The sequence below is a fragment of the bacterium genome (genome assembly GCA_037131655.1).
Classification (GTDB): Bacteria; Armatimonadota; Fimbriimonadia; order Fimbriimonadales; family JBAXQP01; genus JBAXQP01.
In genome coordinates this window covers 1-1,839 of record JBAXQP010000432.1, presented here as the reverse complement: position 1 = coordinate 1,839, position 1,839 = coordinate 1, and the positions used below count along the sequence as shown (strand labels likewise).

Annotated in this window: 3 protein-coding genes; all 3 read left to right on the top strand. The window is 50.7% G+C overall.

Going from position 1 to position 1,839, the window contains the following annotated elements:
• Positions 1-180 precede the first annotated feature (180 nt).
• The gene (locus WCO51_13315; protein MEI6514232.1) at positions 181-510 is read left to right on the top strand and encodes a hypothetical protein; all 330 of its coding nucleotides are present in this window, start codon (positions 181-183) and stop codon (positions 508-510) included.
• A gap of 221 nt (positions 511-731) precedes the next feature.
• The gene (locus tag WCO51_13310; protein ID MEI6514231.1) at positions 732-1,160 is read left to right on the top strand and encodes a hypothetical protein; all 429 of its coding nucleotides are present in this window, start codon (positions 732-734) and stop codon (positions 1,158-1,160) included.
• 72 nt (positions 1,161-1,232) lie between these two features.
• A partial coding sequence (locus tag WCO51_13305) for a hypothetical protein (protein MEI6514230.1) occupies positions 1,233-1,839 on the top strand: 607 nt, incomplete at its 3' end.

The window sequence follows — 1,839 nt, the reverse complement described above, 5'->3', positions numbered from 1 at the left end:
TGATTATCGAATATGAAGTGAAGTAAGTCGCTTTTTTGCAGGGTTTGAAAGAGGGGTGAAATCGCATCATTCATAGTTGTCATAACTTCTCCCGTGAACCGGCATCATCGGAGTCAACGGCACACCGGGTTGACCGTCTGCCGGTTTAGCTGTAGAAGGACATGGACGCTAGATTGACTCTTGGGACAAAAGGGGAACGTGTATTACCACTGCCGCCACCTGAAACATGTCGAGTACGGAAAGGTATTCCCCTCACCGGATCCCGATCCTGATTTTCTGCCTTCCTATCGCTGGCTTGGACACTACTGCGGCTACCGGATGGAGAGGGTGCTTGTTCTGGAGCTGGGCGTCTATGGTGCTGGCACCGAATATGTTCAGCTTCTGAGTCCCGACGCGCATCGCATGTTCGAGCGGGCCGATATCATGATGGACTGTATCGGTATCGCGACAGGAATGCTGCTATGCAGGCGTTTGGAGAAGCCCACGGCGATTGACGGAGGCTTGGATTAAAAACGAAGCGCGATGCGAGGGATTAGGCTATGCTTCGTCAGAAATAGCATAGGGAGGGGATACTGTGAATCGTCAAGCAAAAGCAGGAATTGTCTGTAGTCTATTGATGATAGCAGTGGTCGCACTGGCCGCAGAGGGGAGTAACTGCCGTTATTGCAGTTCGAGCAACTACGGGAGCGGATGTTCCTACAGTCCGAACCGCAACCATGAGCACGTTGGCGATGAGAAGAAGTGCGAATTCTGCGGATCAAGTTACTATGGGAGTGGTTGTTCCTATAGCCCGAATCGCAATCATCGCCACGGTCACGGAGCCGGCAAGTGCGTCTGGTGCGGATCCAAATACAACGGCTCAGGGTGTTCGTATAGCGCCTCAAAGAACCACGAGAAATAGGTGTTTTGGCGCAAAGAAGCGGCTGGGCATGAATGTGGGCGGGAGTCATTCGGATTTTGAGTGTCCCCAAGTCCATGCGCAACAAGCAAAGGCTGAGAAAGCGTTATATGGGGAATGGTATATCGGCCACAGTTATACAACCCTCAAGGGGCGTGGCGACCATAACGAGCCCGGCCAGATGCCGTTTTATATCACAAGAAGTCCTTACGCTAGTCATCAGTCAAACCCTGATAGCAAATCAGTATTTACCCCTGATTGACTAATTATGTCGCACGCATTAGTCTTAACAAATTGCTGAGAAATATGCTGGCCGCCATGTGGCAAGGAAATCATGAATGAGAGAAATGGTTACTGGATTCGTGTGACATTTTATAAGAGGCTTTTCTGCCGGGTGGCCCTATGTGGAGTTATTGCCGCCGTCCTTGCAGGGTGTGCGACAAAGCCGCCTCCCAAGGCAATAACGCAGGTTGGCTCAGATGTATTCTTCGGTGGTACATATCTTGTTGCGGGTAGCATGAATGACGTCAAGCCTAGATTCCCGGCGTTATCGGGTGAGATGAGTTCTCCTGCATGGACTGAATTATCGGATACAGTGTCCGGTGTTTTCAAAAACAGAAGCAATGAGTTTACTCAAATCAAGCTCCGAGGTTTTGATGGGGTCAGGGCGCCTGATGATGCGATTGTAATCGGGTGCGGATTTACGGGAGAGAAGCATCTCATAACCTCATTCAGCTCCAAGGATGGGGATCGACGAATTGTTACCGCATACCTTTCGGGAGGGCTTTTCCTGCAGAACTTTGAGCGAAGTTCCGATGGGGCAAGCGAGGTTAAGTTGTTGCGCTGCTATCCCTTTTCTCTCTCTTGTTCATCTGAGGTTCCTAAAGGAAGCAGTCATGTCGATGTGGGAGGGCAACTGCTACTAGGCGCGGAAAGAGGGC

Coding starts and splice junctions, on each gene's coding strand:
- WCO51_13310 (MEI6514231.1), top strand. CDS start 732: ATGAGAAGAAGTGCGAATTCTGCGGATCAAGTTACTATGGGAGTGGTT.